Origin of the sequence: Sulfuricaulis sp., assembly GCF_041499725.1 — a bacterium.
In the GTDB taxonomy this organism is placed as follows: Bacteria; Pseudomonadota; Gammaproteobacteria; order Acidiferrobacterales; family Sulfurifustaceae; genus Sulfuricaulis.
Window position 1 is genome coordinate 17,972 of the sequence record NZ_JBGQKW010000001.1, and the last position, 14,296, is coordinate 32,267.

10 protein-coding genes are annotated in these 14,296 nt (G+C 55.8%); 4 read left to right on the plus strand and 6 right to left on the minus strand.

The features are described 5' to 3' along the window. Positions 1 to 2: 2 nt before the first annotated feature. The 3 genes from ACC569_RS00105 to ACC569_RS00115 form a co-directional block, all read right to left on the minus strand. On the minus strand, positions 3 to 2,048 hold the full coding sequence (locus ACC569_RS00105; protein ID WP_372521446.1) for a S8 family serine peptidase: 2,046 nt from the start codon (positions 2,046 to 2,048) through the stop codon (positions 3 to 5). Positions 2,049 to 2,323: 275 nt separating this feature from the next. Continuing rightward, a complete protein-coding gene (locus ACC569_RS00110; protein ID WP_372521447.1) occupies positions 2,324 to 3,001 on the minus strand; it encodes a hypothetical protein in 678 nt (225 codons plus the stop codon). A gap of 385 nt (positions 3,002 to 3,386) precedes the next feature. Further along, on the minus strand, positions 3,387 to 4,115 hold the full coding sequence (locus ACC569_RS00115) for a VPLPA-CTERM sorting domain-containing protein (RefSeq protein WP_372521448.1): 729 nt from the start codon (positions 4,113 to 4,115) through the stop codon (positions 3,387 to 3,389). 554 nt (positions 4,116 to 4,669) lie between these two features. Between ACC569_RS00115 and ACC569_RS00120 the strand changes: the two genes are divergently transcribed. After that, on the plus strand, positions 4,670 to 6,505 hold the full coding sequence (locus tag ACC569_RS00120; RefSeq protein WP_372521449.1) for a tetratricopeptide repeat protein: 1,836 nt from the start codon (positions 4,670 to 4,672) through the stop codon (positions 6,503 to 6,505). A gap of 11 nt (positions 6,506 to 6,516) precedes the next feature. Here the strand turns inward: ACC569_RS00120 and ACC569_RS00125 are convergent, their stop codons facing one another. Beyond that, a complete protein-coding gene (locus ACC569_RS00125) occupies positions 6,517 to 6,960 on the minus strand; it encodes a hypothetical protein (RefSeq protein WP_372521450.1) in 444 nt (147 codons plus the stop codon). A gap of 216 nt (positions 6,961 to 7,176) precedes the next feature. On the opposite strand from ACC569_RS00125, the gene ACC569_RS00130 reads away from it, so the two are divergent. After that, positions 7,177 to 8,100: a glycosyltransferase gene (locus ACC569_RS00130; RefSeq protein WP_372521451.1), complete on the plus strand. Its 924-nt coding sequence runs from the start codon at positions 7,177 to 7,179 to the stop codon at positions 8,098 to 8,100. Positions 8,101 to 8,275: 175 nt separating this feature from the next. Then, positions 8,276 to 9,562: a hypothetical protein gene (locus ACC569_RS00135; protein ID WP_372521452.1), complete on the plus strand. Its 1,287-nt coding sequence runs from the start codon at positions 8,276 to 8,278 to the stop codon at positions 9,560 to 9,562. Positions 9,563 to 9,639: 77 nt separating this feature from the next. Here the strand turns inward: ACC569_RS00135 and ACC569_RS00140 are convergent, their stop codons facing one another. Further along, a complete protein-coding gene (locus ACC569_RS00140) occupies positions 9,640 to 11,526 on the minus strand; it encodes a tetratricopeptide repeat protein (RefSeq protein ID WP_372521453.1) in 1,887 nt (628 codons plus the stop codon). Between the two features lie 236 nt (positions 11,527 to 11,762). Between ACC569_RS00140 and ACC569_RS00145 the strand changes: the two genes are divergently transcribed. Then, complete coding sequence (locus ACC569_RS00145; RefSeq protein WP_372521454.1) at positions 11,763 to 11,954, plus strand: hypothetical protein; 192 nt, start codon at positions 11,763 to 11,765, stop codon at positions 11,952 to 11,954. A 284-nt stretch (positions 11,955 to 12,238) separates the two neighbouring features. On the opposite strand, the gene ACC569_RS00150 is transcribed toward ACC569_RS00145, so the two are convergent. Continuing rightward, positions 12,239 to 14,290 (minus strand): tetratricopeptide repeat protein, encoded by a 2,052-nt coding sequence (locus ACC569_RS00150; RefSeq protein ID WP_372521520.1) that lies wholly within the window; start codon positions 14,288 to 14,290, stop codon positions 12,239 to 12,241. Positions 14,291 to 14,296: the final 6 nt, after the last annotated feature.

Genomic DNA, 14,296 nt, shown 5'->3' on the forward strand with positions numbered 1-14,296 from the left:
CTCTAATATCCCAATTGGCGCCGCAGCAGCAACACATCCCGGATATCCAATACGCCATCTCCGTTCATGTCGCCAAGAATCAGATCGCTGGCGGTGGGGGTTTGCAGATGCTCAACAAAACGCATCAGCATCATCAAATCGGCGACATTGACTTGGCCGTCAGGGGCGCCAGAAGGGGCCAGATCACCCTTGTTCGATGACGTTGGATTAGTGTGGTATACATTCACCTCTTGCCCATCCGTCAGTCCGTCACCATCGGTGTCCGCAAGCAAGGGATTGGTGTGGTATACATTCACCTCTTGTCCGTCCGTCAAACCATCCCCATCCGTATCACGGTTTCGAGGGTCAGTTCCGAGGGCAGCTTCCTGGGCATTGGTCAAGCCATCTCCGTCAATATCATCGTCGCAGGCATCGCCAATACCATCGCCATCCAGATCCGCCTGGGTGGGATTGGACACCAGCCGGCAGTTGTCCGTATCGTGGTTAAAACCATCGCCGTCGGCATCCAGACTGATCCGTCCACTGCCTGTTCGGTAATCAAATCCTGCGGTGTTAACGTCTTTGGCCGTGCTGGTCAGCAGCCACTTAATCTGCGCCAGCGTAAAAGTCGGATTTTGCGACATAAGCAGGGCAACCGCTCCGGTGACGTGGGGCGATGCCGCCGAAGTACCGTAGAACGTCGTCAGCGATGTTGTTACACCATCCGGACCGCTGACGTCCGGTTTGTTGCGTCCGTCGGTGGTCGGTCCTTCGGAACTAAAATATTCCGGAACATCGCTCAAGTTGGTCGCACCGACGCCGATGACGCTGGCGCAATCCGCGGGTTGCGCGAGGCTGCTGCTGTATGTATTTACACCCAGATCGGGCCCCAGGGAAAATAAAGCGAATCGCACATTCGCGATGGAGCTTTGATATTTCTTTACGACGATGTAGTAAGTCCCGCTGGTGGTCGGCGTGTACGTGATGGACTCATAAGGATCGGATGACGCGGTGCCCCGTTGTCTGGTCGCCGACTGGGCGACGATCGCGCCTCCGGCATCGGGGTTGCCGTTATAGAGATACAGGTTGTAGTCGATGCTCGTCGTCGGATAGGCGTCCCAGCTCAGGATGAGAGTTATGGAAGTTCCGGCAGTAAGGGAGATTGTGTTGTAGTTCTGGTTCGCCGCAAATTCATGCCGCAAGTCGGCATTGGCGTCGGTAAAAGTCGCCATGTAATGGCGGTTACGATCGTTACCCATGGCGTTGACCCATTGGACATTGCTCGCGTTCGCCTGGTTCGCGATGTCGCACATCGGGCCGGTGCCGTCATAGAAGGCTGCACCATACCAACCCACCGAGTGATTGATCACGCGCACGCCGGCCGCCACCATGTCGCTCATCGCCTGCTGCATTTGCACCTCGGTGCTGATTTTGGCCAGATACATCTGCGCGCCCGGCGCCATTTCGTAGACAATCTCGGCGACATTGGTGCCGTGATCGATTCCACCGGTACCCGTGCCGGTGTAATCCGTGATAGTGAGATTCGATGGCAGATCGCCCGTGGATTGGGCGGTGGCGAGGCTGGCGAACCCCAGATCGATGACGCCGACTTTCACGCCAGTGCCGTTCTTGCCAAGCGCCTGCATGTCACCCGCGCCGGTCAGCGCCACGCCCTGACCGGTGACCGCCAACGCTTGATGAGGATAAGGGGGGCGTATGACGGTACCGGCCGGCAGAAGACGGGCCAAGGAAGCCAGTTTGCCGGCTGGAATGGAAACTTCGTGCAACCGGTTCCAGCGATACCGCAGCTTGCCGCCGTGAGTATTGGCGAGTGAAGAGACTGTAGTAGTGGTACCGGGATCCGCCTCGATGATAACCGTAACCGCCGAAACCGCTTTCGCCGGATTGCGACTGGCTTCGTCGATCCATTGTTGGATTTCGTGTGAGTAGCCGGCACCCCCGTCAGCAGGAGCTGCCTGAAGCGCCGCGCATACCAACCACAGGCACAAGCCGCCAGAAAAAGCAGCCAAACCACGGGCAAACCAGCGCTCGGTTACAATCGACGCCATACGTGCTCTCTCCTCCTCCTTCCGCGCTTATGAATAATCCAGGGGTAACATGCGCGCCGGGATCATGCTTGAAATATCAGCACGCCCTCATACCGAAACATCATAGAGGCAATCCATGAACCGCGGCAACATGTACGGTCGAATGTTTATCGCCTGGCAACTTGGATTTTGTCCATCGGCAGTGATATGGAAACGCAAACGGCGCTATGCAGGCTCCCTGCATAGCGCCGTCCTTATCTTATCTTTCCTGCGCTCCGAATAGCCTTACATTCGTTTCAAACGTTCGTCGATTTTCTCGCGCTGAATTTTTTACGCCTTCCAATGACCGTTAAGGAAACCAGCCCGGAACCGAACAGCCACACCGCCGCCGGCACTGGAACGGGGACGGGAACATTCACGAAGCTTTCGCTGCCACTACTCGAAAATCCCTGGACGTGAATACCGATACGCAGTCTGCCATCACCCAGCTCGTTGATCACGTCATTGAAGGTACTGCCTGACTGCAAACTGAAATAAATCCTGAGCCACTCGCCGGGGTTCACACCGTTCGGCTGCACGGGGGGATTGGAATCGGCTGAAAAGCCTTTCGCCGTCTGGAACGGCGGGCTGATATTGTTTCCGCCGGGCAGATTAGGCGGCGTCGCGTCCTCGGAGAAACTGACCCCTGGACCGTTGGTGATCGTAGAGAGCGCCAGCAGCGTGCCGTCATCGAAATACACGTCAGTAATGGAAGCCGCACTCCCCCCCGCAAGGTTCTTGAAGAGGAACAGCGCCTGGCCCGCACCGGGGTCCGATACCGTTACCGTCATCTGGGATGCGCCAATGGCGCAGTCGCCGGCAAGGTTGTTCGTGATGCAGAAAAATGACAGCGTGGCCGCCTTTGCGGGCGCGGTGGCGAAGACAAGTGCGGACAACAAATAAACCCACAAATTCTTTTTTAGAACACGGCTCATGCTTTCTCCTAGGTCTTTCCTTGCGGGTCTTTCCTTGCGTTATTATTACCGCCTTCTAAATTACCGCAATCTCCTCGCACCTTTTCGGACTGGTTTGATTACACCGCCCGATTATTTAAATTTCCGTTTTTTCTTCACCCACAGGTTACTGCCCCGTAGAACTGAACAAAAAACGGCAGGGAATCGGTATTACCAACCCCCTGTCTTCAATAATGCTCCCCACTTTCTTATTCCGGTTATTCTCTCCTCCGAATACTCCGAATTCTTTCCAGACAAGTGTAAGAGTGCGGCCTTACAGGGCCGCACTCTTCACCTTTACCGATTATTGTTATGTCCTACGACCATGACAGTTCTAACGCTGACGGTAAGTCAGTTTCGATCTGTCTTAGGCCTTCTTCTTGCGACGGGCTACACCAGCCAGACCCAGCAGGCCCGAACCGAACAGCCAGACAGCGGCCGGAATCGGAACTTCAGACGGAGCGGCAGTCACGACGCCGGTCAAGTGCAGGAAGTACTGCACGCCACCGAAGCCGGACGGATCATTCAGCGGCACGGTGCCCGCATAGTTCAGCGAGTAGGTAGAGCCGTACGTGCCATTCCAAATGAACTGGGCATTGCCGTTGGTGAAGGTGTGCCCGGAGCAACCCAGCGCCGTGCAGTTCAGCGGTTGCCACGGACCGTTACCCATGGGAATGGTTTGAATGCCGTTCCAGGCGACGGTCCAGCCACTCAGATTCAGGCCAGCCGTGGTGCTGCCCGTTACGGGGACGGTGGTGTAATCCAGACCCGTGTTGCCAAAGAACTGCCAGATATCAAACGCCGGGCTTTCAGAACCATTGATTGTGCCGCTATGGCTACCAGATCCCGCCTGCGCGCTGCCAATGACGATGTTACCGACACCCGTGATTCCGGTCCTTTCACCAGCAGAGATTTTGCTGTTGCCATCCTGGTCCATGCCGAAGTATGAATTAACGGTAATAAGCGCACCGTTTGAGGTCGAAGTACTGCTGGTGATGCTCAGCGTGTCACCATTGTTGACCACCGCGGCATGCGCGCCGAAAGCAGCTACACCAACTACCAAACCCAAGGCGCAACTAAGTGCAGTTTTTTTCATCGAGAAACTCCTCCAAATAATTTCAGTTCACCTCACCCAAGATAAAATCTGAGTGAGATACGTTAGTGACAGACGACCCACACCTCCCTTTTTCAAAAGGGCAATATTGATTGTTTCGTCACTGGACCTACTACATAGCAATCGCCGTGCCGTATTTATTTTTTTAAATTTAATTCAATTAAAACAAAATGATATATATATCGTGAGATACTTTCTATATTTAATAAATCTATATTTGTAAAATTATCCGACAACTCAAACGCGCTTTTTTTATTAAACACTCAGGAAACTACACATATAATTTTTAACTAATTGTTTCAATTATATATTTTATTCAATATCCATAATGTAAGCTTATTCGACAGACATATCTATATGATTCTTATATTTTTAATCCATATGCTGTCCTGCGCCCGATAGCAATGCTTTATTCAGCCAGGGAACATGATTTAGGTGTAGTTTGGGTGTAATGCCCAACAAGTATACAGCTGTGTCAATCTGTTAATATCGCGGCCGTTTGATCTAAGTAAGACCCATCGTGAGTGAAATTAGCCATGGCGAAAAGCAACGTTCTAACGCGCTCCAAGAAGACCAAGGTTCAGGCATTGATGCAGGAGGGCCGATTGCCCGAGGCAAAGGAACTGTGCACAAACATAGTGTGTATCGATAAGCTGGATGCGGACGCCTGGGTGATGCAGGCGGTGATCAGCCGCCGATTGGGCTTACATAAAGAGTCCGAAGCTTGCGCCCGGCAGGCCTTGAGCATACGCCCGGATATGGCGACGGCTCAGACGGCGCTGGGCGCCGCGTTGCAATGCCAGGGTAACATGCAGGAGGCGCTCAGCCGTTATCGCCAGGCCGTGACCATCGATCCAAATCTGACCGAGGCCCACTACCTGCTTGGCAACGCCCTGCGCGAACTCGGATTATTGGACGAGGCGGTGGCCAGTTACCGCCAGGCCTGCGCTTTGCAACCGGATTTTCTGGCCGCGGTGAGCAATCTGGGCGCAACATTGACAACCCAAGGCCAGACCGAGGAAGCCCTCAAACATCTGAATCACGCGCTGAAACTAGCACCTAATTCCCCGCAGGTGCTGTGTAACGTGGGTGTGCTGCTGGAACGCGACGGCCGCTTCGAGGAAGCGCGGAACAAGTTTCATCAAGCATTGGCCCTCAACGCGAATTTCGTGGACGCCCTCGTCTCTCTCGCCTCTCTCGCGGAAAAGATGGGGCATCTTGATACAGCAAAATCCTTCATAACCAAGGGGCTTGCGCTCGCACCCGACAATATGTCACTGATCATCACCTCGGCCAGAGTCGCCCGTACCGAAGGACGCCACCGCGATGCAATCGACCTGCTAGAACGCCTGATGGGGCTACGACCTGACCCCACGCTCGCCGGTGAGTTGTATCTCACCTTGGGCAAACTTTACGACCAGGTTGGCGACGTGGATCGTGCTTTCCAGAGTTTCACCGAGGGGAACCGGCTTGTTGCCGAGGTGTTGGTACCCGATAACTATGATCGCCGCGCATATCAGCACAAACTGGACCGCATAACGGCCTACTTCACGAACACGCTGGCAAGTGCCTGGGGTCACCCTGAAGAAGATGATCTCAAGGACAATTCACCGGTGTTTCTCATGGGCTTCGCGCGCTCGGGAACCACGCTACTGGATCAGATCCTGGACAGCCACCCGCGTATGCAAACCCTGTCCGAACTCCCTACGGTTGACGCCATGCACGAGGCCTTCCTGGCGTTGGCCAAGGATCGCCCGGATGCGTTAACCACACTAAGCGGTGATGAAATCGCCAAGCTCAGGAAGGTCTATTTCGATACGGCAGCGCGTTTCGTACGGCTCGATTCGAAGCAAATGTTAATCGACAAAATGCCCCTGAATACGATCATGGCGCACATCATCTGGCGCGTTTTTCCGCATGCGAAATTCATACTCGCCATTCGCCATCCGTGCGATGTGTGCCTGAGCTGTTTCATGCAGAATTTTACGCTTAACGCAGCAATGATGAGCTTTCAAACCATGCGAGACACCGTGGAACTTTATGCACGCGTCATGGACATGTGGCGTAATTATGTGCGGGTGTTGCCGATCAACTATCACCGCATCCGCTACGAGGATCTGGTTGCCGATTTCGAGGGTGAGGCGCGCCGACTCATCGGGTTTCTGGGGTTCGAGTGGGATGATGCGGTTCTTAACTACGCTGAGCACGCCAAGGGCAGGGTAATCAAGACCCCCAGCTATCATCAGGTAACCCAGCCGATCTATCAGCACGCCAAGTACCGCTGGAAGCGGTATGCCAGGCACTTCGAACTCTACATGCCGGTATTGACGCCCTTTATCGAATATTTCGGATACGCAGAACCCCAAGGCTAGCCGAGGTATTATTACCGTAGTCCCCGGCATCCTCTCAATGTAATAGATAATCCTCCGATGCGCAGAGGGACAGCGGCATATACCGCTGTCCCTCCATGTATGCCCTGGATCAACAGTTTTCCCGGATACGGAGCGATGATCAGATTGGCGTGGCCGGTCGCTGAATTCCCGGATGCATCGGTTGCCATGACCGACAAGGTTATCTGCGTCGCGTCATCGATGATCAGCCGCTGATTCTCCACGTGAACCTTGATGTATTCGCCGTCGTTCACGGGCAAACCCACCATCGAGTTAACGGTCGGCTGCGGATCGCACGTATTCATCGCCGCCGCCTTGATGATCACCATGGCGTTCTTCGACGCCTGGCTCACAACCAGCCCGGTGCGCTGGTCCACAAACGCGGCCGTAACCGTCGGGCTGATCGTATCCCGAACGGTGACGTTGGCGGTTGCCACCGCTTCCACCGGTCAACATCATCGCCAGTGAGCTTCAGCCTCCCGCCTCTCGCGCCTCCCGAGAGAATTAATCGGAAGAGTGCCGGCAAATCAACCCTGCCCTGTCGCGGTACCGGGGTGAATCAAACTGACCACGGATGAGGAAAGTCGAAGTGGCCGTGGGGTCCTTCGGGTGGTTATACTTGTGCATCCGCAAATAATTGAAACGCCCTGATCATGCGACGCCTCTTTGTGCTCACCCCCTGCGTGAACGCCGAACGCTATATCGATGGCACGATACAGAGCATCGTCTCGCAGAGCGGTGACTTCTCGGTGCGCTACCACATCCAGGATGGAGGATCCACGGACGGTACCGTCGGGAAAATCGAGCAGTGGGCCGATCGGTTGAAGCGCGGCCACTGGCCGCTTTTCTGCCGGGAACTGGAGTTTACCTACTTGTCGTCCCGCGACGAGGGTTTATACGATGCCATCAACAAGGGGTTCTCGGCATGTGCCGGTGACGCACCCGATGAAAGCGTAATGACCTGGATAAACGCCGGGGATCGTCTCGAACAGGGCGCACTGCAGGCAATCACGTCGATCGGGCGCGCATTTCCCGACATGACGTGGTTGTCGGGCAATTTTGCCCAGATCAACGACGAAGGATCCGCGGTCTTCTGCCGCACAGGCGGAACCGCCTACTCAAAGAAGGCCATCAATGCCGGTTTGTACGAAGGACGGCTGCTTGGATTTATACAGCAGGAAGGCAGTTTCTGGTCATTGGGTTTATGGCGCGCCAACGGCGGCAGAATCGATCCGGCATTGAAGCGTGCCGGTGATTTCGATTTGTGGCGCCGGTTCGCCGCGCACGCCGAGTGCGCGAGAGTCAATGCGATCACGGGATTCTTTCGGCAGCACGCGGGCGGCCTGTCGTCGGATCGTGACGCGTATTACAAGGAGATCGACGCATTGCTAGGTGCCGATGGCCGGATGCGGCGTGACAATGTCATCAAGGAACTGCAGGACGTTATGGCGAGGCGCGATATCGCCGGCCTGTTGGCAAATGGTCTCTCGGGCACGGTCGTTACCTGGAATATGGTCACCGGCCGCTGGGAACGCGCGATCGAACCGATCAAGGCCCAATGGCCAAGGATCGATTGATAGAGGCAGGATCGAGGTATCCACATGACGGTTGAATCGGTTATGGCTAGCCTAATGGTCGCTCCCCCCCTAAACGGCATCGAAAGCGCCAGAGTGGAAGCGCCGATTCGTCCACTCAATCACCGAGAGAGCGGATGTCGCCATTCATCCTAATCATTCGCACAGGAACAGAAGATTGAACGGCGTGCCCGACCTCAGAACGCTTACGAATTTTGGGTTCCACTGTTATCAGGCAGGAAACCTCCCGCAGGCCGAGTTGACCGCGAGATTGATGATCCGGAAATGGGGTGATCCGGCAGACGCCCATCTACTGCTTGGCCTGATATCCCTGAAAGTGCAAATGCACGATGCTGCCATAGGCCATTTCAAGAAAGCCATACGTGGGGCAACAAACAATCAGCAGGCCAAGACGTACCTGGGGCTTGCGAAAAGGGAAAAGGACGAGTATCAGCTGCGCGTCAAGTCCCAACGACGCATCGGTCCTAGTGGCGCATCGGACTCACCCGGGAAATTCCTCCTGATCAAATCCTGGGGCTACGGATTATGGTCTGACATGGATCACGTTCTCGGGCAGTTGTTGCTGGCGGAGATGACGGGAAGGACCCCTGTGGTTCACTGGGGCAGCAACAGTCTGTACAGAAACGAGGATTGCGACAACGCGTTCGAGTCGTTTTTCGAACCGGTTTCGAATGTCACGATCCGGGATATTGCCGGCCAGGGGCGAACCTGTTATCCGCCCAAATGGTCGGATCAAAATCTCTTCGACAACGACGTCAACAAGTGGGATGGCCCCTTCTCCAGAATGTCCGGGCTTTATTTCCTCAACCGGGAAGAAAATATCGTCGTGAGCGATTTCCATACCTACGTGGCCGACCTTGTGCCCTGGATACCTTCCGGCCATCCTCTGTATGGTCTGGAGCCGCAAGAGATATATCGCCGTTTTTTCAGCAGTTATATCAAGCCCACAAGCGACATTTACCTGGAAATCGAGGAATTCTGGAACCGGACGTTGCGGGATCGCAATGGCGTGGCGGTTCACGTGCGGGGCAGCGATAAAATCATTGAAAGACCAAAGCTGCATGAGACGAACATCACGTATTATTCCCTAATAGACGAATACCTGCAGGGCCATCCGGACGCATTCGTATTCGTGCTCACGGATTCGGTTGGAACGTTGGATGAATTCAAGCATAGATACGCCGGACGGCTAGTATTCACGGACTGCACGCGCAGCGGCAGTGATCAGGGCGTGCATCATCAGGATCATCGCGACAAGCGTCGGACAGGGATTGAAGTCATCAGGGACGCCTATCTCGCCGCACGATGCGACCGTTTCATTGGAAATGGTTATTCCAACGTATCGACGTCCATATTACATATGAAGCACTGGGGCTCCTCAGAATACCATCTAATGGGCAAGAACATGCTTTTTGAACCCAACTTTGAACTGCATAAACGCTGACAAAGGCGATTGTCGCATTGCCGAGAACGATGAGTTGAGTGGAGATGGCTTGATGCGAGAACGTAGTTGGTGCCCGGCTATGCCGATTCGCCGGCTTGTTGTGCACACCACTTTTTCCACATACTGCGATAGGCGTACTCGACTTTCCTGGCGAACGTTTTTGCATCGCACAAGGGGGAATCCTGCATTCGTTGCCGCAGCGCGGCACGCAACTCGGACAGCCGGTCAAGGTCTGCAGCCATCCTCACGGCCGTTTCGATGTAACCGTTATGATCCTGCGCAATACACTCCGCCAGCTGAAGTTGTGACAGCAGGCTCACGCCGACGCGTTCGACATGGGCATGGCCTGCCACCGTAATGACGGGCACGCCCATCCATAACGCTTCGCACGTGGTGGTCGTCCCATTATAGGGGAAGGTATCCAGCGCGATGTCCACCCGGTTATAGGTGTTGAGGTGCTCGATCAGTGACGGTGCCGGGCCGAGCAGGCTCACACGTTCTTGATCGACGCCGTTCCGGGAGAACAGATCCCATATCTGTTTCCGGACTCCCGCATCGGCCAATACGTTATGCTTCATTAGCAGACGCGCGCCCGGGACTGCGCGCAGAATCGCGGCCCATGTCTCGATCACCTCGGCGTTCACCTTGGTAAAATGGTTGAACGAGCCGAACGTCACATGGCCCCCCTGATAGGCTGGTAACGGCCCGATCTCGGGTGCATCGGGAGGCGGCTGGTAACACAGGAATCCCGGCGCAAGACGCAGCAGGGTCTCGGAATGAAACGCCTCAGTTTGTCCGGGGGGATCGGCCCACGCATCCGTAAATCGGTAATCCATGGTTGCAAGACCCGTGGTGTTGGGGTACCCGAGATACGAGACCTGAAGCGGGGCTGGCTTGCGGGCAAAGACCAGCAGCCGATGCGCACCGACGTGACCGACCAGATCGACCAGTATGTCGACATTATCGGCGTAAATTTGCTCTGCAACCCGTTCGTCGCTCAACCCATGTATATCCCGCCACAGGTCGGCGGCGCCCTTCAGGCGTCGAGTCGTGTCATCCGGCCTGGCTACATCGGAGTAGCAAACGACTTCTACCATTGCGCGGTCATGCTGCGTCAGCAGCGGTTCGATAAAAAAGGCGACAGAATGCTGACGCAAATCGGACGATACGTAGCCGATTCTCAATCTGCGTTCTGGATCGGGCGCGTTGGCATAGCGCGAATAACGCGGCTGTGGGCGCGCATGCTGTTGGTCCCACAGACGGTACTCGTGGAACACCACGGAAGCTTCAAGCGACTGGTAATTCAGGGCGTGCAGGAGGTTCGAGTGGGCCATGACATAATCGGGCTTTAGTCGCAACGCCTCCCGGTAACATCTCATGGCGTCATCGATCTTTTGCTGGTCAAGCAGGACAACACCGAGATTGTTGTGCGCCTCGGCAAAACCCTGGCGTAACCGTATCGCGCACTGGTAAGCTGCGACGGCGTCATCCAATTTTCCCTGCGCGCGCAAGGCGCTGCCCAAATTGTAGTGGGCGTTGGCATTGTCAGGTTGGCGGGATACGGCCTGGCGCAAGCATTCGACGGCTTCCTCCAGCCTGTCGCACTGTTTCAGCGTATTCCCGAGGTTGATGAGCGTGGCGACGTCCGGCCGGAGTTGCGCGGCGCGCCCGTAGGCGTCGATCGCTTCCGCAAGTCTGCCCTGCAACTTTAGTATGTTGCCAAGGTTCAAGTGGGCTTCCGGCAAATCGGGGTTGATACGAACTGCATGCCGGAGACGTTTTTCCGCCTCGGGCAGGTTGCCGAGCATTCCTTCGACGATGCCCAGCATCACCCACGCCTCGAGATCTCTGTCGTCCAGACGACACGCCTCCAGGTACTGCTGTCTCGCCTCGGTCAACTGACCGTGTCCCAGCAAGGCTTTGGCGCGGCTCTTTAGCCGAAGCGCCCGCTTTATGGAGGACACGATCTGCCCGGACTCGCAAATTTAAACGCCAGGTCGGCGGAAACGGCCCCGCTGCTATCGCTAACGGCAACGCGACAAGCGTCTTTGTCAGCGTTTATGCATTTCAAAGTTGAGTTCAAAGAGCAACTTCTCGCCTGATAGATATCATGTATTGACCTGCCGCACCTGAAGCCACTTGGGCCGCGCCTGGGGTTTGTTCAACCATCGGCGCAGAGCCGATATTGAGAGGGGAGGCCATGAAGAAGCTTAACAAATATATAGGGCATGATGAATCTAAAGACACCATGGCTGTTGTTATAGCGGATGGAACAAGCGGCGAGGCGCGCTTTTTAGGGGAGATTGCCAATATTCCGGAAACAATCGCGCGCGAACTCTCTGGCGTCATCTGGGCCATCGGACAAGCGCTGCCACAAGGTGCCAGCGCGTGAAGTATGGTGCCGTATGCTAACAGCAGGACGGGCAACGGTCGAGGATGTCCGAAGTTTTGCGTAAACGAGTTATCGTTTAACGTCTTTTAACACCGTAGTCTCCGCTTTTCGAACTGGATGGCAAACCGGTTCAGCGCTGCTTTCCAAACTTTTATCGACATCGTCCACCTCTGACTGATGTTTCGATGCGCCAGATAGAACAGCTTCAGTAATAACAGGTACACAGAGGGCAGAGGCGGACCACGCGTCCTTCGGCAACTACGTGACATATTGCAGAGGGGGAGCTATCGCGAGTTATTGGCAAGCCACTTCTCGTACATCGCACGGTAAGCCTGCTCGAGATTCCGGGTAAATACCGGCGCGTTGACCAGCGGCGATACGCTCATTTTTGCGCGCAATTCCTTGCGGATTTTCTCCAAGGTATTGAGGTCATGCGCCAGCCGCGTGGCGATTGCAACGTAGTCATCCGGGGTGCGTGCAATGAGCTCCGTCATCCCGATGCTGCTGAGCTGGCTGACGCCGACGCGCGCGACATGCGTGGTCCCGGCCAAGGTGATTACGGGTACACCCATCCAGAGCGCGTCGCAAGTGGTGGTCGAGCCGTTGTACGGAAACGGATCCAGACCGATATCGATGCTGTTGTATTGCTCGAAATGTTCCGCGCCGGAGGCGCTGTGACCGAGGAGCTTCAGTCGTTCCGCGGCAACGCCATGGGCGCTGAAAGCGTCACGCAAGACTTCCCGGCGCGCCGGTTCGTTCAGGATTTTGTTTTTAATCATGAGGCAAGCGCCCGGAATCGCCCTCAGGATCGACGCCCATAAGGAAATGACTTCCGGCGTGACCTTGGCGAGGTTGTTGAAAGACCCGAAGGTAACGAATCCGTTCCGCCGGGCAGGCAATTCCGCGACCTCGGGACAATCGAGTAACGGTGCATAGCAGGAAAACGAACCCGGAAGCCTGATCAGTTTCTCGCTGTGATACCCCTCCGTCAGGCCGACGGGATCGGCATATTCATCGGTAATGCGGTAATCCATCGTGGAAAGACCCGTAGTGTTCGGATATCCCAGCCACGTAACCTGCACCGGGGCCGGCTTCCTGGCGAAAACCCGCAGGCGGTTGTACGCCGTATGGCCGTTAAGGTCCACCAGAATGTCGATCTTGTCGTCCCGGATCAATTGCGCCACCGCCTCATTCGGCAAGCGAACGATATTGCGCCACTGGTCAACATAAGGTCGCATCCGGCGGGTGACGTCGTCTTCCGTATCGTGGCTGGAGTAGCAAAACACCTCGAACCGGTCGTGATCGTGATGGCGCAATACCGGCTCGATGAAGTGGGCCACGGCATGTTGCCTGAAATCGGAGGAGACATAACCGATGCGCAGACGCCTATCGCATGACCTGTCATTGCCAGGCGGCCTGATGGAGGCGGCCAATGGCGCCTCATGCCGCTCGGCGAATTTCAGGTGCGCGCGATAAACGGCCATTGCATCGTAACGCGGGATATAGTTCAGGCACATCAACAGGGCGCTGTTCGTATCCGCGTAATCCGGGTTGAGCGCCAGCGCCTTCTCGTAATGCGTAATCGCCTCTTCCACCCGGCCTTGCGCGGCGAGGACATTGGCAAGGTTGTGATGCGCCTCGGCGAAGTTGGATCTGGCGAGCAATGCCTGCCGGTAATGCGCAATGACCTCATCGGTTCTGCCCAGCTTGCTGAGGGCGATACCCGCTGCGCACAGCAGTACCGCATGATCGGGATGGAGCGCGAGCGCCTTGCGGCAGCGGGCCAGCGCGGCTTCCGCCTTGTTTTGGCGGCACAGCGCCGCAACCAGCGGCATATAGGCGTCGATGAAATCGGGCCGGCGACTCAGGAAACGTTCAATGAACGTCGCCGCTTCCTCCGGCCTCCCATCCGCCAGCAGCGCTCTGCCCATAACATAAAATGTTTCTGGACTGTCGAATTGGAGCTTGAGGGCTTTCTCGCATTCCGCGATCGCCTCGCACGCCCTGTTCATGGCGAGATACGTTTCACCGAGATTATTATGATACATGGCTACGTCCGGGTTCGACGCGATCGCCCTTCCGATCAGAACAGCCGCCGCCTCGTGTCTGCCGCACTGATGCGCCACCACGCCATTGAGATGCAGCGCATCCGCGTTCTCCGGTTCGGATTGCAGCACCAGGTCGTATAGCACAGAGGCTTTTTGCAGCTGTCCGGCCTGATGAAGCTGCACGGCCGCCTGTATCGCATCCGCAACGGTAACGGCATTGCCGTTGGGCAGTTTGAGTGTTCTAACGCGCGTGCCGGCGCGTTGTGGAACAACAGAGTTGGAATCCACGGCGAC

Bases quoted from the DNA above. Each gene is read 5' to 3' on its own strand.
- ACC569_RS00105 (WP_372521446.1), bottom strand. From the start codon at position 2,048: ATGGCGTCGATTGTAACCGAGCGCTGGTTTGCCCGTGGTTTGGCTGCT.
- ACC569_RS00110 (WP_372521447.1), bottom strand. From the start codon at position 3,001: ATGAGCCGTGTTCTAAAAAAGAATTTGTGGGTTTATTTGTTGTCCGCA.
- ACC569_RS00115 (WP_372521448.1), bottom strand. From the start codon at position 4,115: ATGAAAAAAACTGCACTTAGTTGCGCCTTGGGTTTGGTAGTTGGTGTA.
- ACC569_RS00120 (WP_372521449.1), top strand. From the start codon at position 4,670: ATGGCGAAAAGCAACGTTCTAACGCGCTCCAAGAAGACCAAGGTTCAG.
- ACC569_RS00130 (WP_372521451.1), top strand. From the start codon at position 7,177: ATGCGACGCCTCTTTGTGCTCACCCCCTGCGTGAACGCCGAACGCTAT.
- ACC569_RS00145 (WP_372521454.1), top strand. From the start codon at position 11,763: ATGAAGAAGCTTAACAAATATATAGGGCATGATGAATCTAAAGACACC.